Raw genomic sequence first — 23,987 nt, forward strand, 5'->3', positions numbered from 1 at the left:
GGTTTCACGCGAAAAGGTCCCGCTCCCCCGGGGGAGCGGGACCTTGCGATGCCGTGACGGCGGCGGGCGTCAGCGCGAACGCTTCGCCAGGCGCTCCACGTCCAGCAGGATCACCGCGCGCGCCTCCAGGCGCAGCCAGCCGCGGCCCGCGAAGTCCGCGAGGGCCTTGTTGACCGTCTCGCGCGAGGCGCCGACCAGCTGGGCCAGCTCCTCCTGCGTGAGGTCGTGCACGACGTGGATGCCCTCCTCGGACTGCACGCCGAAGCGGCGCGACAGGTCCAGGAGCGCCCGGGCGACACGGCCCGGAACGTCGGAGAAGACCAGGTCGGACATCTGGTCGTTGGTCTTGCGCAGGCGGCGCGCGACGGCGCGCAGCAGCGCCGTGGCGACCTCCGGGCGGGCGTTCAGCCAGGGCTGGAGGTCGCCGTGGCCCAGGCCCAGCAGCTTGACCTCGGTCAGTGCGGTGGCGGTGGCGGTACGCGGGCCCGGGTCGAACAGGGAGAGCTCGCCGATCAGCTCACCGGGGCCGAGGACGGCGAGCATGTTCTCCCGCCCGTCCGGGGAGGTGCGGTGCAGCTTCACCTTGCCCTCGGTGACCACGTACAGGCGGTCGCCCGGGTCCCCTTCGTGGAACAGGGCGTCGCCGCGGGCGAGCGTGACCTCTCCCATCGAGGCGCGCAGCTCGGCCGCCTGCTCATCGTCGAGCGCCGCGAAGAGCGGTGCGCGCCGCAGAACGTCGTCCACGAGATCTCTCCTTGTCGACATGCTCAAAGGGACCTTGGTCCCCATCATGCCGGAATGCAAAACAGTGCGATCAATCACAAGGATGCCGGACCCGTGGCGCAAGCCATACGGCAGGGGGCCGATTGGACCCACGGGTACTGGTGATCGGACCGGATGTCAGTGGGTGGCCTTAGTCTGGCCGAGTGTCCAATACGCCGGTGAGAGCACAGGACAAGGGGGCTGAGCGAGTGAGCGCGGGCCGTGATTCCGCTGTGGGCGAACAGGCGCCCGCCGAAACCGCGAAAGCGGTGAAATCCGAGGAAAAGGTACGCAAGGCAGCGGCACGGAAGAAGTCCGCCGCCACGGCCGCGACCGGGACCTCTGCCGCGAAGAAGACCACTGCGAAGACCGCCGTGAAGAAGTCCGCTGCGGTGGAGAAGACCGCCTCCGCGAAGAAGACCGCGGCCAAGAAGACCGTCGCCGCGAAGGCCCCGCCAAGGCGGCCGCCGCGAAGAAGACGACCGCCGCCAAGAAGGCGCCCTCCAAGACTCCCGCCAAGGCCGCTCCCGCCAAAGCCGCCCCCGCCCCCGCCTTCAAGGACGAGTCCCGCACCGCCATGGTGCGCCGTGCCCGCCGGATGAACCGCGAGCTGGCCGAGGTGTATCCGTACGCCCACCCCGAGCTGGATTTCCGTAACTCCTTCGAGCTGCTCTGCGCCACGGTGCTGTCCGCGCAGACCACCGACCTGCGGGTCAACCAGACCACTCCGGCGCTGTTCGCCGCTTACCCCACCCCGGAGGACATGGCGGCCGCCGACCCGGAGCGGCTGGAGGAGCTGATCCGGCCCACCGGCTTCTTCCGTGCCAAGGCGAAGTCACTGCTGGGCCTCTCGACGGCGCTACGGGACCGTTTCGACGGTGAGGTGCCCGGCCGTCTGGAGGACCTGGTGACGCTGCCGGGCGTCGGCCGCAAGACCGCCAACGTCGTGCTGGGCAACGCCTTCGGCGTGCCGGGCATCACGGTCGACACCCACTTCGGCCGGCTGGTCCGGCGCTTCCGCTGGACCGAGCAGCAGGACCCGGAGAAGGTCGAGGCGGAGATCGCCGAGATCTTCCCCAAGAGCGAGTGGACGATGCTCTCGCACCGCGTCGTCTTCCACGGCCGCCGCGTCTGCCACTCCCGCAAGCCCGCCTGCGGCGCCTGCCCCATCGCGCACGACTGCCCGTCGTACGGCGAGGGCGAGCTGGACCCGGAGAAGGCGAAGAAGCTGCTCAAGTACGAGATGGGCGGTCAGCCGGGCCAGCGGCTGCGGCCCCCGGCTGACTACCCGGGACAGCCCGCGCCGCCGCTGGCGGGCCGTTGAGCGCCGCCCGCGCCCGGCCCCGGCCCCGGCCCCCTCGCGCCCGGCGTCGGCCTTCCGGCCCCCGTTCGGCCCGTGCGGCCCGTGCGGCCCTTGTCGCCCCGCGCGGGACAGAAGCGTCACATCCCGGAGGGGAACCGGACCGGCCGCTGCCGCACTCACCCCCAAGAGGACCGGCCACGGCCGCATGACCATCGATCCCACCGATCCAAGGGCCTGAGGGGGCGCGTATGACGAGCGCACGGGAGCAGTACGGGAAGACAGCGGCGTACGGGACGTACAGTGCGGACGTCAGCTCCGACGGCCTGCCGGAGTGGCTGGCGCCGGTCTCGCGCGCCGCCGCCACGATCGAGCCCCACCAGCTCAGCAGATTCCTGCCGCCCGAGAGCGGCGGCCGGCAGTCCGCCGTCCTGGTCCTCTTCGGGCCCGGCGACCGCGGCCCTGAGCTGCTGCTCATGGAGCGCGCGGGCACCCTGCGCTCGCACGCCGGCCAGCCCTCGTTCCCCGGCGGCGCCCTCGACCCGGAGGACGGCGATCCGGAGGGGGAGGGGCCGGTGCGCGCCGCGCTGCGCGAGGCGTGGGAGGAGACCGGACTGGACCCGTCCGGTGTCCAGGTCTTCGGCGTGCTGCCGCGGCTGTACATCCCCGTGAGCGGCTTCGTCGTCACGCCCGTCCTGGGCTGGTGGCGCGAGCCGAGCCCGGTGGGGCCGGTGGACGCGGCGGAGACCGCCCGGGTCTTCACGGTTCCCGTGGCGGATCTCACGGACCCCGCGCACCGGGTGACGGCCCGCCACCCCAGTGGCCACGTGGGCCCCGCCTTCCTCGTCGAGGACGCGCTGGTCTGGGGTTTCACGGCCGGAGTGATCGACCGGATCCTGCACTACGCGGGGTGGGAGCGGCCGTGGGACCGTACGAAGCAGGTCCCGCTCGACCGGCGCGCGTGAGACGGTGGCGGGCGTGAACGTGCTGGACATCGTGTTGCTGGTCGCGGCCGTGTGGTTCGCCGTCGTCGGCTACCGCCAAGGCTTCGTCGTCGGCATCCTGTCCGTGACCGGCTTCCTCGGGGGCGGCCTGGTCGCGGTCTACGTGCTGCCCGTGATCTGGAACCAGGTCACCGACGACGCCACCCCGGGCACCTACGCGGTGATCGCCGCGGTGGCCGTCGTGGTGGTCTGCGCCTCCGTGGGGCAGGCGCTGACCACCCATCTGGGCAACAAACTGCGCCGATACATCACCTGGTCACCGGCGCGCGCCCTGGACGCCACCGGCGGCGCGCTGGTCAACGTCCTGGCGATGCTGCTGGTCGCCTGGCTCCTGGGCTCCATGCTGGCGCAGACCTCGATACCGACGGTCGGCAAGGAGGTCCGCAGCTCCAAGGTGCTGCTCGGTGTCACCCAGGTGATGCCGGAAGAGGCGAACAACTGGTTCCAGGACTTCCAGTCGGTCCTCAAGCAGAACGGCTTCCCGCAGGTCTTCACACCGTTTTCGAACGAGCCGATCCGCGCGGTGCCGGCCCCCGACCCCAGGCTGGCCAGCAGCCCCGTGGCCGCCCAGGCGCGCAAGAGCATCGTCAAGGTCGTCGGTACGGCCCCGAGCTGCGGCAAGGTCCTCGAAGGCAGCGGCTTCGTCTTCGCGCCGCACCGGGTCATGACCAACGCGCACGTGGTGGGCGGCGTCAAGGAGCCGACCGTCCAGATAGGCGGCGAGGGCCGTACGTACGACGCGAAGGTCGTCCTGTACGACTGGGAGCGCGACATCGCGGTGCTCGACGTGCCGTCACTGCCCGCGCCCGCGCTGCGCTTCGCCGCGGACGACGCGAGCACCGGCAAGGGCGCCATCGTCGCCGGTTTCCCGGAGAACGGCGGCTACGACGTCCGCGCGGCCCGTATCCGCAGCCGCATCCAGGCCAACGGCCCGGACATCTACCACCGCGGCACGGTCGGCCGTGACGTGTACTCCCTGTACGCCACGGTCCGGCAGGGCAACTCCGGCGGCCCGCTGCTCACGCCGAACGGCGAGGTGTACGGAGTGGTGTTCGCCAAGTCCCTGGACGACGCCCACACCGGCTACGCGCTGACCGCCGACGAGATCCGCGAGGACATCACCAAGGGGCGTACCGCCGCGCGGGCGGTCGACAGCCAGGGGTGCGCGATGTGACGGGACGCCGAGCCGGTCCGGCCCGGGCGGGGAGGCGGACGCCGCCCCCGGCCCGGGGCTCCGGCGGGGGTCAGGTCCGTGGATGCTTGAGCCGCGCGGTCATCCAGCGCGCCCGGCGGCGCAGGATGCGCGGAATGCCCAGCGGGTGGGCGAGCTCGGGAGACTCACCGGACACAAGGTCCGAGGAACCCCTCTCCTGAGTGCCCACTGCAGCGGCGCTGCTGCGGCGGTTGCGTGCCACGTCACGGTAGTCGTGCGTCCAGCCCATACCCACGACTCTGCCCGGGCCCCGGGCTCCGTAACCGCCCGGCGGCCCGTCAATTGGCCTATGCGGGCGGCAATTGGCTGTTCGTCATACGCGCGTTCGGATCAATGCGGCGTGTCGCCCCACGGGACCCGCGCGCCGCGCCCGTAACCGGCTCCCCCGGCTGCCGTGGTGGCCGGTCCTACCGGTCCGGCTCCGGGTCCTTCAGCCAGTTGATCAGCTCGGTGGAGAACGCCACCGGGTCCTCCTCGTGCGGGAAGTGCCCGAGCCCGTCGAAGAGCCGCCAGCGGTACGGGGCCTCGACGTACTCGCCGGACCCGGCCGCGCTGCGGGTGCGCATCACGGGGTCGAGCGAGCCGTGCAGATGCAGCGTCGGCACCCGTACGGGCCACTTCATGCGGCGGTTGAACTGGATGCCGTCCGGCCGGGCCATCGACCGGACCATCCAGCGGTACGGCTCGATCGCGCAGTGCGCCGTCGAGGGGATGCTCATCGCCCGCCGGTAGACCTCGACGTCCTCGTCCTCGGGCAGCCGCGGCCCGGACCAGTCCCGGATCAGGCGCCCCACCAGGGCGGCGTCGTCGGCCATCAGCTTGCGTTCGGGCAGCCACGGCCGCTGGAAGTTCCATACGTAGGAGCTCTGCCGGCTCTGCTTGAAGTCGGCCAGCATGGCCGCGCGCCAGCGCCGCGGGTGCGGCATCGAGGACACCGCCAGCCGCCGTACCAGCTTCGGCCGCATCACGGCCGCGGTCCACGCCAGGTAGCCGCCGAGGTCGTGCCCGACGATCGCGGCGTCCGGCTCGCCGAGGGACCGTACGATCCCGGTGATGTCCAGGGCCAGGTTGGCCGGATCGTAACCGCGGGGCGTGCGGTCGCTGCCGCCCACGCCCCGCAGGTCCATCGCCACCGCACGGAAACCCGCTCCGGCGAGCGCCGGGAGCTGGTGGCGCCAGGTCCACCAGAACTGCGGGAAGCCGTGCAGCAACAGCACCAGCGGGCCGTCACCCATCTCGGTGATGTGGAAACGCGCACCGTTGGCCGCCACGTCCCGGTGGGTCCAGGGCCCCTCGGGACGGACGACCGAGTCGGAACTGTCGGTAGCCGTCATACGGAGGAGCGTGTCACAGACTCCAGGACCGGGTGGTCCTCGGGCACCGCGCGCGGATGCGGCTTGACGTTCCCCAGTACGGCCGCCGTCTCCTTGGCCGAACTGATGGTCTTCTCCGGCTTCTTGATCTTCTTGAGCTTGCTGACCGCCATCAGGACCAGCAGCAGGGCGACGATCAAGAAGGCGCCGCCCACGATCAGGAAGGACCAGGCGAGGCCGAGGCCGAGGTTGTGGATGCCGTACGCCGCGGCGAAGCTCAGGACCGGCAGCGCGAACAGCGCCAGCGCGCCGGCCACCAGGAACGCGGCGCCGCCGATGCCGGCCCGCTTGGCGTCCTGCCGCAGCTCGGCCTTGGCCAGTGCGATTTCGTCGTGCACCAGTGCGGACATCTCGGCGGTGGCCGTGGCCACCAGCTGCCCGAGGCTGCGGTCCGCGCCGTCGTCGGCTGTGCTCATCGACGTCTCCCTCTTGTCTTCTCCCGGATGCAAAGCCTCTCAGATCATGCCGGACCATCGTCCCCGGCGTTCGCGCCGGAGGCCACTTCGGCAAGGCGGCGGTGTTCCGCGGCCTTCGCTTCGAGGAGTTTGGCCATCCGCAGGTGGTACTCCGGGTTGTCCAGTTCGTACACGTCCGGGACGCCGTCCTGGTCCTCGTCGCGGTCCTCGTCCTCGCACAGCTTCTTGTACTTGGCGTTACGTATCTTCAGCAGGATTCCGGACAGCACCGCGGCGATCAGCGAGCCCGTCAGCACGGCGGCCTTGATCTCGTCGGTCAGCAGCGGGTCGTCGGTGAAGGCCAGCTCACCGATGAGCAGCGAGACCGTGAAGCCGATGCCGGCGAGCGAGGCGACGGCGAAGAGGTCCGGCCATTTCAGGTCGGGGTTCAGCTCCGCCTTGGTGAAGCGGGCCGCGCACCACGTGCCGCCGAAGATGCCGAGGGCCTTGCCGACGACCAGACCGAGCACGACGCCGAGCGTCTCCGGCTTGGTGAACACGTCGTGCAGCGCGCTGCCGGAGATCGACACGCCCGCCGAGAAGAGTGCGAACAGCGGCACCGCGAGCCCGGCCGAGGCGGGCCGCACCAGGTGCTCGATGTGCTCGCCGGGGGACTGCTCCTCGCCGTCGCGGCGGTGGCAGCGCAGCATCAGGCCCATGGCGACGCCCGCGATGGTGGCGTGGATGCCGCTGTTGTACATCAGGCCCCAGATGACCAGGGCGAGCGGTACGTAGATGTACCAGCCGCGTACGCCCTTGCGCAGCAGCAGGTAGAAGACGGCGAGGCCGGCGACGGCGAAGCCGAGGGCCAGGAAGTTGAGCTGCGAGGTGAAGAAGACCGCGATGATCAGGATCGCGAAGAGGTCGTCGACGACGGCGAGGGTGAGCAGGAAGGCGCGCAGCGCGGACGGCAGGGACGTGCCGATGACGGCGAGCACGGCCAGCGCGAAGGCGATGTCGGTGGCGGTCGGCACCGCCCAGCCGTCCATCGAGCCGCCGCCGACGGTGTTGACCACGAAGTAGACGAGGGCGGGCATCGCCATGCCGCACAGCGCGGCGACCACCGGGAGCGCGGCCTTCTTGGGTTCGCGCAGGTCACCCGCGACCAGCTCGCGCTTGAGCTCGATACCGGCGACGAAGAAGAAGACGGCGAGCAGGCCGTCGGCGGCCCAGTGCTGTACGGAGAGGTCCAGCCCGATGGAGCCGATGCCGAGGTGGAAACCCCGTACCGACTCGTAGCTTTCCCCGAAGGTGTTGGCCCAGACGAGGGCCACTACGGCGGCGATGAGCAGCAGGACGCCGCCCACGGTCTCGGCGCGCAGGGCTTCCGCGATGAAGTTGCGCTCGGGCAGGGACATCCGCCCGAGGAATATGGATCGGCGGTTGTGGGGCGCGCTCACGCGAAGACCTCCGGTGTCTCGGCAGCTGGATACGGCTGTTGCAGTTGCCGACCAGACTTCCCGGCGCACCTTTGGTATTTGTCGCGTTCTTGACGCGATCCCTACTGTACCCGGGCTGCGAGGGGAACATTCCGGCGATCTTCACCTTACGGGCAAATGGTGCGATCGGCCGCCCGGCGAGGGGTGCGGGGCGCCCGGAACAGGCGAAGGGCACCCGGCCGGTCTGCGGACGGGTGCCCCTCGGGGCGGCGGTCACTCATTGGCACACGCGTTCGAAAGCGTGGTGCCGGGTGCGACCGCCAGGTTCTCAGTCCTCGCTCGCCGCGCCGGGCAGCTTCGCCTGGATCAGGTCCATCACGCCGGAGTCCGTGAGCGTCGAGACGTCGCCCAGGTCGCGGTTCTCGGCGACATCGCGCAGCAGCCGGCGCATGATCTTGCCGGAGCGGGTCTTCGGCAGCTCGGCCACCGGCAGCACGCGCTTGGGCTTGGCGATCGGGCCCAGCTGCTTGCCGACGTGCGCCCGCAACTCCTCCACCAGCCCCTCGTCCTCCGCCGCGGTGCCGCGCAGGATGACGAAGGCGCAGATCGACTGGGTGGTCTGCGGGTCGGTCGCGCCGACGACGGCGGCCTCGGCCACCTTCGGGTGCGAGACCAGCGCGGACTCGACCTCGGTGGTGGAGATGTTGTGGCCGGACACCAGCATCACGTCGTCCACCCGGCCGAGCAGCCAGATGTCGCCGTCCTCGTCCTTCTTCGCGCCGTCACCGGCGAAGTACTGGCCCTCGAAGCGCGACCAGTAGGTGTCCAGGTAGCGCTGGTCGTCGCCCCAGATCGTGCGGAGCATGGACGGCCACGGCTCGGTCAGCACCAGGTAGCCGCCGCCCCCGTCCGGCACCTCGCGGGCCTCGTCGTCCACGACGGTGGCCGCGATGCCGGGCAGCGGGCGCTGCGCCGAGCCGGGCTTGGTCTCCGTGACACCGGGCAGCGGGCTGAGCATCATGCCGCCGGTCTCCGTCTGCCACCAGGTGTCGACGATGGGGGCCTGGTCGGCGCCGATGTGCTTGCGGTACCACATCCACGCCTCCGGGTTGATGGGCTCGCCCACCGAACCGAGGACCCGCAGCGAGGACAGGTTGTACTTCGCGGGGATGTCGTCGCCCCACTTCATGCAGGCGCGGATCGCGGTGGGGGCCGTGTAGAGGATCGTGACGCCGTACTTCTGCACGATCTCCCACCAGCGGCCCTGGTGCGGGGAGTCGGGCGTGCCCTCGTAGAGCACCTCGGTCGCGCCGTTGGCCAGCGGTCCGTACGTGATGTACGAGTGGCCGGTCACCCAGCCGACGTCGGCGGTGCACCAGTAGACGTCGGTCTCCGGCTTGAGGTCGAAGACGGCGTGGTGGGTGTACGCCACCTGGGTGAGGTAGCCGCCGGTGGTGTGCAGGATGCCCTTGGGCTTACCGGTGGTGCCGGAGGTGTAGAGGATGAACAGCGGGTGCTCGGCGTCGAACGCCTCCGGGGTGTGGGTCTCGCTCTGCCGCCCGACGATGTCGTGCCACCACACGTCGCGGCCCTCGGTCCAGGCCACGTCCGGCTGGCCGGTACGGCGGACCACCAGCACACTGCGCACGTTCTCCGTGCCGGGCCTGGTCAGCGCCTCGTCGACGGCGGGCTTGAGGGCGGACGGCTTGCCGCGCCGGTAGCCGCCGTCGGAGGTGATCACCACGCGGGCGTCGGCGTCGTTGATACGGGTCGCCAGCGCGTCGGCGGAGAAGCCGCCGAAGACGACCGAGTGCGGCGCGCCCAGGCGGGCGCAGGCCAGCATGGAGATGACGGCCTCGGGGATCATCGGCAGGTAGATCGCGACCCGGTCGCCGGCCGTGACGCCCAGCTCGGTCAGCGCGTTGGCGGCCTGGGAGACCTCGCGCTGCAGCTGCGCGTAGGTGATCGAGCGGGTGTCGCCGGGCTCGCCCTCGAAGTGGAGGGCGACGCGGTCGCCGAGGCCGTTCTCGACATGCCGGTCCACGCAGTTGTACGCGACGTTGAGCTTGCCGTCGGCGAACCACTTGGCGAACGGGGGTTGGACCAGTCGAGGGTCTCGGTGGGCTCGGTCGCCCAGGTCAGGCGCTTGGCCTGGGCGGCCCAGAAGCCCAGCCGGTCCGCCGCGGCCCGCTCGTACGCCTCGGCGGTGACGTTGGCGTCCGCGGCCAGTTCGGCGGGCGGCGCGAACCGCCGCTCCTCCTTGAGAAGATTGGCCAGGCTTTCGTTGCTCACGTCATCTCCCATTCAGGGCGTGCGATGTCTCTCCCGGCCATAGCTCATCAGCCCACCACCCGCCCTGACAAGGGTTGCCGCCAAAAATTGGTGTAGACCTTTATTGATGCGCAGGTCAAGTGCTGTTTACGGGTGGGTTTACGGGGACTTGGCGAGGGGTGAGGAAAAGGCGTCGGGCTGACGGGGCGGCCACCGCCGCCGGCTACGACGTGACCGCCGCCTCCGGCCGTACCGCGCGGAACCGGCCCGTCGTGCGGTCGAGGACGTACGCCTGGGCCTCGGCCACGTGGAAGTACATGCCGTGCAGGGTGAGCGCGCCCTCGGCGACGCGGTGGGCGACGCACGGGTACGACATCAGGTGGTCGAGCTGCTGGACGACGTTGACCAGCGCGAGCCGTTCCACGTCGTCGGCCACCGGGCGGTCGGCGAGCGCGACTTCGCCCCGGCCCAGCCGGCCGATCCGCTGCATCCGCGCCAGGCTCGGGCGGCCGTGCCGCAGCCAGCGCGCGAGCGGGGTCCGCGCGCCCGGCTCGTGGTCCGCGCCGAGCAGTGCCTGCATCGCGCCGCACCCCGAATGCCCGCAGACGGTCAGCGAACCCACCTTCAGCACCTCGACCGCGTACTCGATGGCCGCGCCCACGGAGTCGCAGGCGGCGTCCGTACCGGGCGGCGGCATCAGATTGCCGACATTGCGGACGGTGAACAGGTCGCCCGGGCCGCTGGACGTGATCATGCTGGTGACCAGCCGGGAGTCGGCGCACGTCAGGAAGAGCTGGGTGGGCCGCTGCCCTTCGTGGGCCAGCCGGGCCAGCTCGTCCCGGACCAGCGGGGCCGTGTGGCGCTGGAACGCGCTGACCCCGCCGAGCAGTTGGTCGCCGCTGGACCGCGGGGCGGCCGCGGCCTCCTCGGGCGGGCGGGTGCAGTGGTGGTTGCGCCACGGGGTCCACGGGCGGCACTGGTGGGCGCTCGCGGGCTCCGCGATCGGGCCCCCGGCGCGGCCGCCCAGGGTCACCCAGCCGCCGCCCGCGCGATGCCGGTCGGACCAGGTCCGCAGGGCCTCGTACGCGGCGTGGTCCATGAACGAGCCTCCCAGTTCGACGACGGTGTCCGCGCCGGCGGGCACCTGGGCGAGCGCCCGGGTCAGCCTCGGTACCGCGAGGAAGGTCAACTGCCCGTTGACGCGCACCCGGTGGCGCCCGTCCTCGGCGCCGACCGTGACCCGGGTGTGGGTCAGCCGCCGCAGCGACAGGAAGACCGTGACCCCGATGCCCAGGGCCACCCCTGGAGGACGCCGAACAGCACCACACCGCCCAGGGTGACCGCGTAGACCGGGAACTCCCGGTGCCGCTGCACATGTTTGATGTGCGCGAAGCTCACCATCCGTACGCCCATGACCATCACCAGCGCGGCGAGGGCGGCCAGCGGGATCAGCTCCAGCGCCGAGGCGAGCAGACCGGCGCACAGCACCACCCAGGCGCCGTGCAGCACGGTGGCGCGTCGGCTGACGGCGCCCGCCCGCACGCTCGCCGAGCCGCGCATCGCGCCCCCGGCCACCGGGAGCCCGCCCAGCAGTCCGGACACCACGTTGGCGACGCCCTGACCCGTCAGTTCGCGGTTCAGGTCCGTACCGGACGTGGGGACGCCGCGGTCGGCGGCGAGGCGGTCCACCGCGACCGCCGACAGCAGGGACTCCATGCTGGCGACGAGGGTGACGGTCAGGACGGCGGCGGCGATCCCCAGGACCGGCCCGTCCGGGAGGGCGGGCAGGGCCTGGAGCGACCACTCGGGCAGGGCGACGCGCGGCACCGGCGCGGCCGCGCTCACCGTCGTGGCGGCGGCCACGGCGGCCAGCGGGGCCGGGACCGTCCGCAGCGCCCGTCCGGCCCGCCCGGGCAGCCGCTGCCACCCGGTGAGCACCGCGACCGTGACGGCGCCGACGAACAGGGCGGGGGCGTGTGGGTGCGCCAACTGGCCGGGAAGCGCCGCGACGTTGTCGACCGCCGAGCTGTCGGGGCTGCCGCCGAGCACCACGTGCAGCTGCCCGACGGCGATGGTGACGCCGATGCCCGCGAGCATGGCGTGCACGATCGCGGGGCTGATCGCGAGCGCGCCCCGGGCCACCCGCACGGCGCCGAGTACGAGTTGGGCCAGCCCGGCGAGGACCGTGACGGCACAGGTGGCCCGCCAGCCGTACCGCTGCACCAGCTCGGCCGTGACCACGAGCAGGCTCGTCGCCGCGCCGCTGACCTGGAGGGAGCGCCGCCGAGCAGCCCGGCCACGATGCCGCCGACGGCCGCGGCGACCAGGCCGGCCTGGAGGGGCGCCCCGGTGGCCAGGGCGAGGCCCAGCGAGAGCGGTACGGCGATCAGGAAGACGACGACCGAGGCGGACAGGTCGCCGCGCCAGGACGTGGTCCGGTCGGCGGGCTGCCGGGGGCGCGGGGTCTGCGAGGGCCGTGGGGCCTGCGAAGACCGGGGGTCTGCGAGGTCCGCGGGGCCCGCGTACGGCGTGTGCTCGGTGCACCGGTCGGCTCCGGCGGTCCCGGCGGCTTCTGAAGCTGCGACATTCCCGTCTCCTCCGGGGCGGCGCGGTCGCGCTGCGGCGCGATCGTGGGCGGCGGTGTACTGCGGCGGGACGCGAGCCGGCCAGCTGGCGTCACGGTTCGTGACGGTCCGGTGACTCTCAAGCATCGGTAAATGAAGCGTAATGACACGTAAAGGCACAGAGAAGCCTTTTCAGGCATTCGGGTCTGTCGTTCCGTCTTTCGAGTGAACGCAGCGTCGAGTCGCTTGTCCCTTACGGCCCATTCCATGGCTTATGCGGCCTGAAAAACGGTTAATCAGTTTTTTTGATGATTCCGTTTCGAAGTTCACAGCTCAGGGAGTGAGGTGGCTGATGGCAGCCGCATCAAGGGTCACGGCCGGACTGGTCACGACGATGGCGCTGGCGGCAGTCGCCGGCTGTGCCGGGGGAACGGGGGCGGGCCGAGCGGCGCCCAGGGCGGCCAGGCCGCGCCACAGCGCACCGCCCAGCAGGTCAAACTCATCGGCGACGGCTCGACCGCGTACACCGGGGCGCAGCCCATGCAGCCGAAGGCCGAGCGCCTGAGACCCGGTGAGCGGCCGCCGCAGTTCGTGGTCTTCTCCTGGGACGGCGCCGGCGAGGACAGCCAGAAGCTGTTCTCGCACTTCCGCGCGGTCGGCAAGAAGTACGACGCGCGGATGACGTACTTCCTCAGCGGTGTCTACCTGCTCCCGGGCAACAGGAAGGACGCCTACCACCCGCCCAAGCACAGCCCCGGCGCCTCCGACATCGGCTTCAACGACGTCAAGGGCGTCCGGGCCACCGTGGAACAGATCCGCGGCGCCTGGATGGACGGCAACGAGATCGGTACGCACTTCAACGGCCACTTCTGCGGCGCCAACGGCGGCGTCGGCACCTGGTCGCCGGAGGAGTGGCAGAGCGAGATCCGGCAGGCCGAGGCGTTCGTCAAGTCCTGGAAGACGCACACCGGACTCAAGACCGAGAAGCCGCTGCCGTTCGACTACAGCAAGGAACTCGTCGGCGGCCGCGCCCCTGCCTCGAAGGCCAGCGCAACCTCATCCCCGCCGCCAAGGCCATGGGCTTCCGCTACGACTCCAGCTCCGTCGGCGGCAGGCAGCTGTGGCCGAAGCAGATCGACGGCATCTGGGACTTCCCCCTCCAGCAGATCCCCGTCCCCGGCCGGGCCTTCGAAACGCTCTCGATGGACTACAACTTCCTCGCCAACCAGTCCGGTACGACCAGGGGCGACCCGGCGATGCACGCCACCTGGGGCAAGCAGATGCGGGACGGCCTGCTCGCCGCGTTCGAGCGGGCCGAGAAGGGCAACCGGGCGCCGCTCGTCGTCGGCAACCACTTCGAGTCCTGGAACGGCGGCACGTACATGCGCGCCGTCGAGGACGCGATCAAGACCATCTGCCCCCGTCAGGGCGTGCGCTGCGTGACCTTCAAGCAACTGGCCGACTGGCTGGACGCGCAGGACCCGCAGGTGCTGGAGAAGCTGCGCGCGCTGCCGGTGGGCGGTGCGCCGAAGGGCGGGTGGGGGAGCTACCTGGTGTCCCCGTCCGCGAAGCCCGGCGCGCCGGGCAGGCCCGCCGGTTCGGCCGGGTCGGCCGAACCGGCGCGGCGGGACGCGGAGTAGCGGGGAGGCAGGTCCTCGGAAGGGCCCCGAGGCCGCCTGGCACCGTGCCGCTTCCGGGCCGGTGTCAGGCGGGCTGCGGGGCCCCGCGGACTCGGCGAGGACGAAGGCGGGGTCGACCTGGGCCGCCAGGTCGGCGCCCGTCTTCGCGTTCGCCCAGCTCTCCGCGTTCTTCAGGTGGAAGTGCACCATCTGGCGGGTGTAGCGCTCCCAGTCCCGCTGCTCGTACGTTTCGTCAGCGGCGGCGTGCAGCTCCTTCAGGGCCTGCCGGTGGTCGGCCTCCAGCAGGTCGAAGCGGCGCGGCCGGCCCTTCTCCATGGCCCGCACCCACGCCGAGTCCCCCACCGTCAGCAGCAGGTCCTCGCCCACCTCGTCGGCCAGGAAGGCGGCGTCGTCCGGGCCCTGGACCTTGTTGCCGACGACCTTGAGGGCGATGCCGTAGTCGCGCGCGTAGTCCTTGTACTGGCGGTAGACCGCGACGCCCTTACGGGTGGGTTCGGCGACCAGGAAGGTCAGGTCGAAGCGGGTGAACATACCGGAGGCGAAGGAGTCGGAGCCGGCCGTCATGTCGACGACGACGTACTCCTCGCGGCCGTCCACGAGGTGGTTCAGGCACAGTTCGACCGCGCCGGTCTTGGAGTGGTAGCAGGCCACCCCCAGGTCGGACTCGGCGAAGGGGCCGGTCGCCAGCAGGCGCACCGGTTCGCCCTCCAGGAGGACGGGCCGGGCGCACGCCGCGTAGACCGGGTTGTCCTCGACGACCCGCAGCAGCCGGGAGCCCTCACCGGGCGGCGTCGTCTTGATCATGGTCTCGGCGGAGGCGATACGCGGGTTGGTGCCGCGCAGGTAGTCCTTGACCAGCGGCAGCCGGGCACCGAGCGCCGGCAGCGCGGCGGCCTCCGCCTCGTCCATGCCGAGGGCGGTGGCCAGATGCTGGTTGATGTCGGCGTCCACCGCGATCACGGGGACGCGGGCGGCGGCGAGGTGGCGGATGAACAGGGAGGAGAGCGTGGTCTTCCCACTGCCGCCCTTGCCCACGAACGCGATCTTCATGGTCACGAAGCGTAAGCGCCGAGTTGCCCCGAGTGAGAGGTTCGGGTGAAGAAGACCACTCCTTCGAGCGGTTCGGTCTTGCGGCTTCCGGGGTGCGTAGGGTCGTACCCATGAGTACGACAGCCGATCCGCTCGCGACCCTGGCCTCGCTCCCGGGGGTCACCGACTCCGTGGACTCCGTGCGCACGAGCGTGGACCGGGTCTACGGGCACCGGATCATGCGGCGGCGCAGCAACGAGATCACCTCCGAGGCGGCGCTGCGCGGAGCGCGGGCCTCCGCCGCGCTGGCCGGGGCCGACTGGGCGCTGGAGGAGGTGCGGCGGCGTTCCGACTTCGGCGTCGAGGGAGAGCCGCGGACGGTCGGCGCGGCGCTGCGGCTGACCGCCGAGGCCGGGCAACTGCTCAGCGTGTGGCGGCAGTCGCCGCTGCGGGTGCTGGCGCGGCTGCACCTGGTGGCGGCGAGCGGCGACGCCGGCCAGGATGCGGTGGGGCGGCCCCGGCTGGCGGGTGAGCCGGTCGACGAGCCGCTGGTGGAACTGGCGCTGCCGGACGCCGACGAGGTCGCCGGGCGCCTGGACGGGCTTGCGCGGCTGCTGCTGGCGGGCAGTGAGGCGCCGGCTCTGGTGGTGGCGGCCGTGGTGCACGGCGAACTGCTGGCGCTGCGGCCCTTCGGCTCGTACAACGGGCTGGTCGCGCGGGCCGCCGAGCGCATCGTGCTGGTCGGCAGCGGGCTGGACCCGAAGTCGGTCTGCCCGGCGGAGGTCGGTCACGCGGAACAGGACCGGGCCGCGTACGTGGCGGCGCTGGAAGGCTATGTGTCCGGCACCCCGGAGGGCGTGGCGGCGTGGATCGCGCACTGCGGCCGGGCGGTAGAGCTGGGGGCGCGGGAGAGCACGGCGGTGTGCGAGGCGATGCAGCGCGGGGCGGCGTGACTCCTGCGTGACCGGGGCCGGGTTCGGGGTGGCGCGGCCCCGTGACCGGGGGCGGGGCGGCGTGGTTCCTGCCTGACCGGGGTCGGGGCGGCGGCGTGTCGGGCCGCCGGGGAGGCCGTCGCGGCCCGGGCAAAGGGTTGCGGCGGTACCCAGTCGTTCCGGTACCGCCGCTGGCACGTCCACCGGGTTACCAAGCGCGCTCCGGATGTTGCCGATCAGGTCGGAGACTTGGTCCGTCACCTGGTACGGCTGGCCCGTAATCGACGGGTCGGCGTCGCGTGGGTGCCCGGTTTCCGTGCTTCGGTCCGTGGGGCCTTGCTGCGTAGAAGGTCTTCCTCTCGGATGTCCTCGGTCTCGCGGGCCGTTACATCCTTTGTACTCCTGCCGCGGGGGAAGCGGAACCCCTCGCCACAGTTCTTTACTTTTCCCTTCAAACTCGGGTGATACGGGCAAAAACCGGGCGCCGCCGGCTCGCGTACCAGACGAGGCCCGCGGTCGCGGCGGCCGCGCCCACGGCGGCCACCGTGGCGAGCACCGGACGCGACGGCATCCCCAGGGAGGGCAGCCGCTGCTTCAGCTGGACCGGCCGGGTGAACGACAGGACCGGCCAGCCCCGGCTCGCGGCCTCCCGGCGCAGCGCGCGGTCCGGATTGACGGCGTACGGATGGCCGACCGCCTCCAGCATCGGCACGTCGGTCGCCGAATCGCTGTACGCGTAGCAGCGCGCCAGGTCGTAGCCCTCGGACGCGGCGAGGTCCCGGACCGCCTGCGCCTTGGTCGGGCCGTAGGCGTAGTACTCCACCTCGCCCGTGAAGCGGCCGTCCGCGCCGACGACCATCCGGGTGGCCACCACGCGGTCGGCGCCGAGCAGCTTGCCGATCGGCTCGACCACCTCCGCGCCCGAGGTGGAGACGATCACGACGTCGCGGCCCGCGGTGTGGTGCTCCTCGATGAGCGAGGCGGCCTCGTCGTAGATGAGCGGGTCGATCAGTTCGTGGAGGGTCTCCGCGATGATTTCCCGGACCTGGGCCACGTCCCAGCCCCGGCAGAGCGCCGACAGGTAGGCGCGCATCCGCTCCATCTGGTCGTGGTCGGCGCCGCCCGCGAGGAAGACGAACTGGGCGTAGGCGGTCCGCAGTACGGCCCGGCGATTGATCAGGCCGCCTTGGTAGAACGACTTGCTGAAGGTCAGCGTGCTCGACTTAGCAATGACTGTCTTGTCCAGGTCGAAGAACGCGGCTGTGCGGGGAGTCGAGTGAGGCACGGAGTGGTTTTCCACGGGGCGAGCATAGGCGCCCACCATTCGGCGTAAGGTGTGGCGCGTGGGTTTGCCTGAGAAGGCTCTCGGGTACACCATGGAAGTCACGGATCGTTCGCGACCGTGCTAACCCGGCCCGACTCCTCCCCCCGAGTCGGCCGTGGGGACGACCCCCGCTCTCCCCCCGGCGGGGGTCGTCGCATGTCCGGACGCGTTTTTGCCCGTCCGAGGCGGATCGGCCGCTTCCTCTTCACCGCTCATCCCCGGGCTCGACGCTGCCCACTATCCGTCACCCTGAGTAGTCGTGACGCTGCTCTAAGGGAGCCTCCAAGGTCGCCGGTATAGGTGACTGGGATATTCACAGCCATTGAGTTGTCCACAGTTTTGGACCAAGATCCACGGGATTTTCCGGATCGCCACACGATGAAAACTCCGCGAGTTCGCGGATGTGTGAGTTGTGTAGCGATAGGGGAACGGAACGTGGCCGGACGTATGACTCCCGATCAACCGCCCGGGCCCGCCGAAGGGCGCGGCGGACCGCTGGTCGTCACCGAGGACGAGGAACTTCTCGACGACGTCCTGAGACTCTGCGCGGCAGCCGGCGCGACGCCGGAAGTGGCCCATGGCGTCGCCCGCGGCCGCAGTCCGGGCTGGGCCTCGGCGCCCCTGGTGATCGTCGGCGCCGACTGCGCGCCCCGGCTGTGCGGGGCGGGCCGCCGGGACGGGGTGGTGCTCGTCGCCCGGGGCGCGGACGACCGGCAGCTGTGGCGGCTGGCCGTCGCCCTCGGGGCCGAACGGGTGCTGGTGCTCCCCGGTGGCGAGAGCTGGCTCGTGGACCGGATCGCCGACGCGGTGGAGGGCGTCGGGCCGGCCGCCGTGACGGTCGGGGTGATCGGCGGCAGCGGCGGCGCCGGCGCGAGCACCCTCGCCTGCGCCCTGGCCCTGGCGGCGGCCCGCGCGGGCCGCCGGACCGTCCTGGTCGACGCGGACCCGCTGGGCGGCGGACTCGATGTGCTGCTGGGCGGCGAGAAGGAAGAAGGGCTGCGCTGGCCCGCCTTCGCCGAGTCGCGCGGACGGGTGGGCGGCGGCGCCCTGGAGGAAGCGCTGCCGAGGCTGCACTCCTTACGGGTGCTGAGCTGGGACCGCGGCGACACGGTGGCGATCCCGCCGCAGGCGATGCGCGCGGTCATGGCAGCGGCCCGCCGGCGGGGCGGCGCCGTGGTGGTGGACCTGCCGCGCCGGCTGGACGAAGCGGCCGTGGAAGCGCTCGCCCAGGTCGACGTCGGCCTGCTGGTCGTCCCCACCGAGCTTCGGGCGCTGGCGGCGGCCCGGCGCGTGGCGGCCCTGGTCCGCACGGTCCTGCCGGACGTGCGGGTGGTCACGCGCGCCGGCCCCGGCCCGGACACCGGCCGCGCCGCGGAGCTGGCGCCCGAGGAGGCCGCCCGGCTGCTCGGGCTTCCCTGGCCGGAGAGCTGGGCTGGGAGACCGGCCTCCCGGGGGAACTGGCCCGGGGCGCGCCGCCCGGAGCGAACGCCCGCGGACCGCTGCGGCACTTCGGCACGGCGTTCTGGGGGCGGGTGCTGCCGGGGAGCGCGGGGGAGGAGGACACGGGGGCGGGGGCTGGGGAGATGAAGGCCATAGGGATGAAGGCCACGGGGGCGGGTGGCGTGGGATCGGGGGTTGCGGGGGCGAGGGGCGGCGGGCCTGAGGTCGAGCGTGTGTCGCCTGGTGAGGGCGGAAGGGGTGGTTCGAGTGAGGGTTGAGATCCCCCAGGGGGAAGAGCCGCAGGTGTCCGGGGCGCAGTCGTCCGGATCACAGCCGTCCGGGCCGCAGCCGTCCGGGCCGCAGGTGTCCGGGCTGCGGGCGGCCGGGCCGCAGACGTTCGGGTTAGGTGCATCCGGGCTGCGGGCGTCCGATGGGCAGCCTGGCGTCGAGGCTTCTGCCGGAGTCCGTACGGGCATCGGTGCCGGTCTGCTGGAGGCGGTGCGCGGACGGCTGGCCCAGGCGGGTGCCGACCCGACGCCCGCGCGGGTCGCGATGGCGCTGCGCGCCGAGGGCCGCCTGCTCGGCGACACGGAAGTGCTGGGCGTCGTCTCGGCGCTGCGGTCGGAACTGGTCGGCACCGGCCCCCTCGAACCGCTCGTCGCCGCACCGGAGGTGACCGACGTCCTGGTCAGCGCGCCGGACGAGGTGTGGGTGGACCGCGGCGGCGGCCTGGAGCGCACCTCGGTGCGCTTCGCTGACGAGGCCGCGGTGCGCCGGCTCGCCCAGCGGCTGGCCTCGGTGGCCGGACGGCGGCTGGACGACGCCCACCCCTGGGTGGACGCCCGGCTGCCCGACGGCACCCGCCTGCACGCCGTACTGCCTCCGGTGGCGGTCGCGGGCACCTGCCTGTCGCTGCGGGTCCTGCGCCCCCGCGCCTTCACCCTCGCGGAACTGGTCGCGGCAGGCACGGTGCCACCGGACGGCGACCGCCTGCTGCGGGCCGTGCTGGACGCCCGGCTCTCCTTCCTCATCAGCGGCGGGACCGGCTCCGGGAAGACCACCCTGCTCAGCTCGCTGCTGGGCCTGGCCGGCCCGGCCGAACGCCTCGTACTGGCCGAGGACTCCGCGGAACTGAGACCGGACCACCCCCACGTCGTACGGCTGGAGACCCGGCCCGCGAACCAGGAAGGCGTCGGCCAGGTCGTCCTGCGGGACCTGGTGCGGCAGGCGCTGCGGATGCGGCCGGACCGGCTGGTGGTCGGCGAGGTGCGCGGCGCCGAGGTCACGGACCTGCTGGCGGCGCTGAACACCGGTCACGAGGGCGGCTGCGGCACGGTGCACGCGAATGCTCCCGGCGACGTCCCGGCGCGCCTGGAAGCCCTCGGCTCGACGGCCGGGCTCGACCGGGCGGCTCTGCACAGCCAGGTGGCGGCCGCGCTGTCGGTGCTGCTGCATCTCGTGCGGGACCGGGACGGCCGACGGCGGCTCGCCCGGGTGGACGTCCTGGAGCGGGATCGGGACGGCTTCGTGGTGACCGTACCGGCGGCGGTGTGGGGGCCGGACGGATTTCAACAGGCGGCCGGGTGGCCGCGGTTGACGGAACTGTGCGAGCGGGGAGGGGTGCGGGATGAGTGACGTCGGTATGGCGACGGTGCCGGTGTGTGCGGCCGTGCTGTGCACGGGGCTGGCGGTCTGGATGTCCGGCGGGCGGAGCGGAGACGTACGACGGGCGCGCCTGTTGTTGGTGGACGGGGAGGTGGCGGGCCCGGAGGGGCGGGGTCGAGAACTGGGCCTCCGCCAGGGGGAGTTCACGCCTCGGCGGATGCTGCAACGGGTGACGCACTGGGTCACGTGGGCCGCGTACCGGGCCTCCAGGCTGGGTGGTGGAAGGCGGAACGCCTACCGGGGCCCCCGGCGGAACGACGGAGGCAGCCAGGACGGGGCCATGCGCTTCCCGCGGGAGCTGTGGTGTCTGCCGGCCGGGGTCGCCCTCGGTGTGACGGCCGGTTCGGTGGTGCCCGTGATCGCCGCCGTGGTGGCGGCGGTCCCGGTGCGGCGATGGCTCCGGGCTCGCGAGCGGACGCGGGAGCGGGAGCGCCGGGGAGCGGCGGTGATCGAGCTGTGCGAGGCGGTGGCGGGCGAGCTGCGGGCCGGGCGGCAGCCGGGGCAGGCCCTGACGGCAGTCGGTGCCGCGGGGTTCGGCGAGGCGGGCGCGGCCGTGGAGGCGGCGGCCCGGTTCGGCGGGGACGTACCGGCGGCCCTCCGGTCGGCGGCGCGGCTGCCGGGCGCGGAGGGACTGGCGGGTGTGGCGGCGTGCTGGCAGGTCGCCGTCGACGGCGGGGCCGGGCCGGCCGCCGGGCTGGAACGGATCGCTACGGCCCTCCGGGCGGAACGCGACCGGCGCGACGACCTGCGCGCCCAGTTGGCGGGCCCGAGGGCGACCGCCCTGATGCTCGCGCTCCTTCCGGCCGGAGGACTGGCGATGGGCAGCGCCCTCGGCGCCGACCCGCTCCGGGTGTTGCTGCACACCCCCGCCGGATGGGCGTGCCTGCTGGTCGGCGGCCTTCTGGAGTGGTGCGGCATCGTCTGGACGGCGCGGATCATCGCGGCCGCCGAGGGAGGCGGTCATGTCCGCTGATGTCGCGCAAGGAGGCGCCCGAGAAGTTGTCCACACCCTGGGGATTGTTTTTCTGGCCCTGGCCACCGTGGTCGGCGCGTTGACCACGGCCGGGGAAGCGCGCGGCATACGGAGGGCCCGGCGACGGGTGGAGGCGGTCCTGGTCGACGCCGTACGGCACGGCAACGGCGCAGGGCGATGCCCGGTACCGAAGCCGGGGCGCGGCCGAGGGCGTCGGTGGCCCGGGGCCGTCCGGGAGCGGGCCGGACCCGCTGTGATCGCGGGTGCCGTGGCCATTCTCGTCGGCGGGGTGACCGGTGGAGTCCTGGGACTCGCCGTGGCGTACGGAGTCGGGCGGTGGCGGCGCCGTACGCGGGCCCAGGCCGTACGGCGGACGGCCGAGGACGGCATGCGGGCGGCGCTGGCACCGGCCGCCGACCTGCTCGCGGCCTGCCTGGCGGCGGGCGCCGGGCCACGGGAGTCCGCCGAGGCGGTGGGGCGGTCGCTCGGCGGGCCCGTCGGCGAGCGACTGTGGCGCGTGGCCGCGGAACTCCGGCTCGGGAGCGACCCCGCGACGGCATGGCGGCGCTTCGGCGCGCTCCCCGGCGCCCGGGGGCTGGCCCGGTGCTTGGAGCGGGCGGGCATGTCAGGGGTCCCGCCGGTGGAGGGCGTCTCCCGGATCGCGGCGGAGCTGCGAGCGCAGGAGACCCGCTCGGCAGCCGAACGGGCCCGCCGGGCCGGAGTGCTGGTCACGATGCCGCTGGCGGCCTGCTTCCTGCCCGCCTTCCTGACGCTCGGCGTCGTACCGGTCCTGTACGGCCTGGCCGCAACGCTCACCCAGAACTCATGACAGCGCACGACCGACCCGAGCCACACCGGCTCACATACGACGGAAGCGACTTGCAGACCTCAAGGGGGACGAGATGTTCGTACGAAGGTGGCTGGAGCGACGCGTTGCGGCCCTACGGGAACGGGCCCGCGGCGACCGGGGCATGACCACGGCCGAGTACGCCCTGGGAACCCTGGCGGCGTGTGCGGCCGCGGCCGTGCTCTACAAGGTGCTGTCGGGCAGCGCGGTGGAGGCGGCGCTGCGCGCGGTGATCGGGAAGGCCCTCGGTGTCCAGGTCTGACGACGGTCACGGCCGTGGCCGCGGTCGTGACCGCAGCCGCGGCCTTGAGGGTGACCGGGGGTACGTGACGGCGGAAACGGCTCTGGTCATCCCGGCGTTGGTGCTGTTCACGGGGCTGCTCCTGTGGGGACTGGCGGCCGCCTGCGCGCAGATCCAGTGCGTGGACGCGGCCCGCGCCGGGGCCCGGGCGGCAGCGCGGTCGGAACCACCGGCGACCGTCGTCGCGGTGGCTCGCGGCGCTGCTCCGCAGGGCGCGCGGGTGGTGCTGGAGAGACGAGGCGACCAGGTGCGTGTACGGGTCGAGGCGGCGTCGCCGGGCGTCGGCCCGTTGACGCTGACGCTCCGAGGGGAGGCGACGGCACTTGCGGAGGAGACGGTGGGGCGATGAGGGATCGGCCACGGTGTGGGCGGTGTTCGCGGCGATGGCGCTGTGCACGGTGTTCGCGGTGGTGATCGCCATGGCTCAGGTGGTCGTGACACGTCATCGCGCGGGCGCCGCGGCGGATCTGTCGGCGCTGGCGGCGGCGGACACCGCGCTCCGGGGCGCGTCGGCCGCCTGCCGAGCCGCCCGCGAGGTGGCGGCCGCGCAGGACGCTCACCTGGTGCGCTGCACGGTGCGGGGCGACATCGCGGACGTCACGGCCCGGGCCCGTACCGGCCCGTTCACCTCGGACATCCGCGCCCGCGCGGGCCCGCCGGCGGCAGCGGGCCGGGCCGCCGAGCCGATACCCGAACGGAGCGCCCCCGTACGGCAGTAGCGCCCGGCAGCAGCGGCCGGTGGCGCCCCGGAAGGTTTTACCGAACGGTCGACCACCTGCCGTCCCGGCCCGGATAGCGTCCGGATCATCCATTGCTCTTGATGATGAGCGGGCTCTTCGGGCGTGACCGGGGCGGTCCGCCGGGAGGCATGCCATGAAGGCGATCGACGTACGGGCAACGGCGGCCGCGCTGCCGGAAGCGTGGAGCTCCCGCGCCCTGGGAGAGGTGGGCGCGGCCCGCGTGAAGGTGCTGCGCATGGACGAGGTGCCGGGGGAGGAGGAAGCGCACGGGACGGCCGAGGCGCTGTTCGTGCTCGACGGGCGGCTGGAGCTGTCGGTGGGCGGCACGGACGTCTCGGTGGGGCCGGGGGAGCTGTACCTGGTCCCGGCGGGCGCGAGACACGCGGTCCGCGCGGGAAGCCACGGCACATTGTTGATCTTCGAAGCGGCGACGGAGACGGAGGCGGAGACCGAGTCGGAAGCGTAGGTGGAGGAGGGGCGGGGCGGGGTGGGGGAGGGGGAAGCAAGACCCGGGCAAGACCTCCGCCCCCTCTACACCCCTGCGGCCCCCTCGCCGTAGCCGTACACGCGCAGCGGATCGAGGTGCAGATCGTGCGGGCCCATGCAGTCGGCCGCGAGAGCGGCGATGAGTGTTCCGCAGGTACACGCCATGTTGCGCCCGCTCGTGCCCAACGGGCCGCAGCAACGGTGGTGGCCGGCGGGGACGGCGGTCCGGCGGAGGTCGGGCGTGTCGTCCGGATGGATGATCACCGAGTTTCGGGGGCCGGCGGAGACC

At 72.6% G+C, this 23,987-nt stretch carries 19 protein-coding genes and 4 pseudogenes; 12 read left to right on the top strand and 11 right to left on the bottom strand.

Annotated features, from left to right (window positions below; translation table 11 throughout):
- Positions 1-69: 69 nt before the first annotated feature.
- Positions 70-744 (bottom strand): Crp/Fnr family transcriptional regulator, encoded by a 675-nt coding sequence (locus ACEXOX_RS26445; protein WP_003981529.1) that lies wholly within the window; start codon positions 742-744, stop codon positions 70-72.
- Between the two features lie 595 nt (positions 745-1,339).
- Here ACEXOX_RS26445 and nth point away from each other — a divergent pair.
- From nth to ACEXOX_RS26460, 3 genes are all read left to right on the top strand, one after another.
- Complete coding sequence (gene nth, locus ACEXOX_RS26450; protein ID WP_033038927.1) at positions 1,340-2,086, top strand: endonuclease III; 747 nt, start codon at positions 1,340-1,342, stop codon at positions 2,084-2,086.
- A gap of 227 nt (positions 2,087-2,313) precedes the next feature.
- On the top strand, positions 2,314-3,027 hold the full coding sequence (locus ACEXOX_RS26455; protein WP_406523718.1) for an NUDIX hydrolase: 714 nt from the start codon (positions 2,314-2,316) through the stop codon (positions 3,025-3,027).
- Positions 3,028-3,040: 13 nt separating this feature from the next.
- Positions 3,041-4,240, top strand: a complete 1,200-nt coding sequence (locus tag ACEXOX_RS26460) for a MarP family serine protease (RefSeq protein ID WP_406523719.1) — start codon at positions 3,041-3,043, stop codon at positions 4,238-4,240.
- A gap of 70 nt (positions 4,241-4,310) precedes the next feature.
- Here the strand turns inward: ACEXOX_RS26460 and ACEXOX_RS26465 are convergent, their stop codons facing one another.
- The 8 genes and pseudogenes from ACEXOX_RS26465 to ACEXOX_RS26500 all read right to left on the bottom strand — a co-directional run.
- Positions 4,311-4,508, bottom strand: a complete 198-nt coding sequence (locus tag ACEXOX_RS26465) for a hypothetical protein (RefSeq protein WP_406523720.1) — start codon at positions 4,506-4,508, stop codon at positions 4,311-4,313.
- Positions 4,509-4,686: 178 nt separating this feature from the next.
- Positions 4,687-5,613: an alpha/beta fold hydrolase gene (locus ACEXOX_RS26470; protein ID WP_406523721.1), complete on the bottom strand. Its 927-nt coding sequence runs from the start codon at positions 5,611-5,613 to the stop codon at positions 4,687-4,689.
- Positions 5,610-6,068: a phage holin family protein gene (locus ACEXOX_RS26475; protein ID WP_406523722.1), complete on the bottom strand. Its 459-nt coding sequence runs from the start codon at positions 6,066-6,068 to the stop codon at positions 5,610-5,612. The genes ACEXOX_RS26470 and ACEXOX_RS26475 overlap by 4 nt, the downstream gene beginning before the upstream one ends.
- Positions 6,069-6,112: 44 nt before the next feature.
- Positions 6,113-7,507, bottom strand: a complete 1,395-nt coding sequence (nhaA, locus tag ACEXOX_RS26480) for a Na+/H+ antiporter NhaA (RefSeq protein WP_406523723.1) — start codon at positions 7,505-7,507, stop codon at positions 6,113-6,115.
- A 307-nt stretch (positions 7,508-7,814) separates the two neighbouring features.
- Positions 7,815-9,790: pseudogene (acs, locus tag ACEXOX_RS26485) on the bottom strand (acetate--CoA ligase).
- 190 nt (positions 9,791-9,980) lie between these two features.
- A pseudogene (locus ACEXOX_RS26490) lies at positions 9,981-12,171 on the bottom strand (SulP family inorganic anion transporter).
- 483 nt (positions 12,172-12,654) lie between these two features.
- Entirely contained in the window at positions 12,655-13,176 is a 522-nt protein-coding gene (locus tag ACEXOX_RS26495; protein ID WP_406523724.1) for a hypothetical protein, read from the bottom strand.
- Between the two features lie 854 nt (positions 13,177-14,030).
- A pseudogene (locus tag ACEXOX_RS26500) lies at positions 14,031-15,011 on the bottom strand (ATP-binding protein); the annotation flags it as partial.
- Between the two features lie 110 nt (positions 15,012-15,121).
- Here ACEXOX_RS26500 and ACEXOX_RS26505 point away from each other — a divergent pair.
- Positions 15,122-15,943 carry an oxidoreductase gene (locus tag ACEXOX_RS26505; RefSeq protein WP_406523725.1) on the top strand — a complete coding sequence of 274 codons (822 nt, stop codon included), beginning with the start codon at positions 15,122-15,124 and terminating at the stop codon, positions 15,941-15,943.
- Positions 15,944-16,373: 430 nt separating this feature from the next.
- On the opposite strand, the gene ACEXOX_RS26510 is transcribed toward ACEXOX_RS26505, so the two are convergent.
- Positions 16,374-17,246: an HAD family phosphatase gene (locus tag ACEXOX_RS26510; protein WP_030022543.1), complete on the bottom strand. Its 873-nt coding sequence runs from the start codon at positions 17,244-17,246 to the stop codon at positions 16,374-16,376.
- A 435-nt stretch (positions 17,247-17,681) separates the two neighbouring features.
- Here ACEXOX_RS26510 and ssd point away from each other — a divergent pair.
- From ssd to ACEXOX_RS26550, 8 genes and pseudogenes are all read left to right on the top strand, one after another.
- Positions 17,682-18,964, top strand: a pseudogene (ssd, locus tag ACEXOX_RS26515) (septum site-determining protein Ssd).
- Positions 18,965-19,160: 196 nt separating this feature from the next.
- Positions 19,161-20,321, top strand: coding sequence for a TadA family conjugal transfer-associated ATPase (locus ACEXOX_RS26520; RefSeq protein WP_406526477.1), 1,161 nt, complete (start codon positions 19,161-19,163; stop codon positions 20,319-20,321).
- Positions 20,314-21,324: a type II secretion system F family protein gene (locus tag ACEXOX_RS26525; protein WP_406523726.1), complete on the top strand. Its 1,011-nt coding sequence runs from the start codon at positions 20,314-20,316 to the stop codon at positions 21,322-21,324. The genes ACEXOX_RS26520 and ACEXOX_RS26525 overlap by 8 nt, the downstream gene beginning before the upstream one ends.
- Complete coding sequence (locus tag ACEXOX_RS26530; RefSeq protein ID WP_406523727.1) at positions 21,314-22,153, top strand: type II secretion system F family protein; 840 nt, start codon at positions 21,314-21,316, stop codon at positions 22,151-22,153. The genes ACEXOX_RS26525 and ACEXOX_RS26530 overlap by 11 nt, the downstream gene beginning before the upstream one ends.
- A gap of 73 nt (positions 22,154-22,226) precedes the next feature.
- Positions 22,227-22,433: a DUF4244 domain-containing protein gene (locus tag ACEXOX_RS26535; RefSeq protein WP_406523728.1), complete on the top strand. Its 207-nt coding sequence runs from the start codon at positions 22,227-22,229 to the stop codon at positions 22,431-22,433.
- A gap of 64 nt (positions 22,434-22,497) precedes the next feature.
- Positions 22,498-22,821 (top strand): TadE family type IV pilus minor pilin, encoded by a 324-nt coding sequence (locus ACEXOX_RS26540; RefSeq protein ID WP_406523729.1) that lies wholly within the window; start codon positions 22,498-22,500, stop codon positions 22,819-22,821.
- A 22-nt stretch (positions 22,822-22,843) separates the two neighbouring features.
- Positions 22,844-23,191: an Rv3654c family TadE-like protein gene (locus tag ACEXOX_RS26545; protein WP_406523730.1), complete on the top strand. Its 348-nt coding sequence runs from the start codon at positions 22,844-22,846 to the stop codon at positions 23,189-23,191.
- A 154-nt stretch (positions 23,192-23,345) separates the two neighbouring features.
- Positions 23,346-23,678, top strand: a complete 333-nt coding sequence (locus ACEXOX_RS26550) for a cupin domain-containing protein (RefSeq protein WP_406523731.1) — start codon at positions 23,346-23,348, stop codon at positions 23,676-23,678.
- Positions 23,679-23,743: 65 nt separating this feature from the next.
- On the opposite strand, the gene ACEXOX_RS26555 is transcribed toward ACEXOX_RS26550, so the two are convergent.
- Positions 23,744-23,962 (bottom strand): hypothetical protein, encoded by a 219-nt coding sequence (locus ACEXOX_RS26555; protein ID WP_406523732.1) that lies wholly within the window; start codon positions 23,960-23,962, stop codon positions 23,744-23,746.
- Positions 23,963-23,987 lie beyond the last annotated feature (25 nt).

The sequence above is a fragment of the Streptomyces sp. Ac-502 genome, assembly GCF_045222935.1.
GTDB classification, from domain to species: domain Bacteria; phylum Actinomycetota; class Actinomycetes; order Streptomycetales; family Streptomycetaceae; genus Streptomyces; species Streptomyces monomycini.